This window comes from Streptomyces sp. WM6386, from assembly GCF_000972385.1.
Lineage (GTDB): Bacteria > Actinomycetota > Actinomycetes > Streptomycetales > Streptomycetaceae > Streptomyces.
The window spans coordinates 1-408 of the sequence record NZ_JXTE01000552.1; the positions used below are offsets into that span (position 1 = coordinate 1).

The 408-nt window shown below is 66.2% G+C and carries 1 protein-coding gene; it reads right to left on the reverse strand.

All coding sequences use genetic code 11. The features are described from left to right. The coding region (locus TN53_RS42660; RefSeq protein ID WP_046264299.1) for an alpha-amylase family glycosyl hydrolase at positions 1 to 408 on the reverse strand (408 nt) is incomplete at both ends.

Here is a 408-nt window from a genome sequence, read left to right on the forward strand (position 1 = left end):
GTAGTAGTCGCCGTAGGGGCCGTCGGGGTCCTTGCGGGACTCCTGGAACCACGGGTGCTGGTCGCTGGTGTGGTTCATGACGAAGTCGATGATGACGCGCATGCCGCGCTGGTGGGCGGCGTCGACGAACTCCACGAAGTCGGCGAGGTCGCCGAACTCGGGCAGGACGGCGGTGTAGTCGGAGACGTCGTAGCCGCCGTCTCGCAGCGGCGACTTGAAGAACGGTGGCAGCCACAGGCAGTCGACGCCCAGCCATTGCAGGTAGTCGAGTTTGGCGGTGAGGCCCTTGAGGTCGCCGACGCCGTCGCCGTTGCTGTCCTGGAAGGAGCGGACGAGCACCTCGTAGAAGACGGCACGTTTGAACCAGTCGGGGTCCCGGTCCTTCGCGGGGGTGTCCTCGAAGGTGTC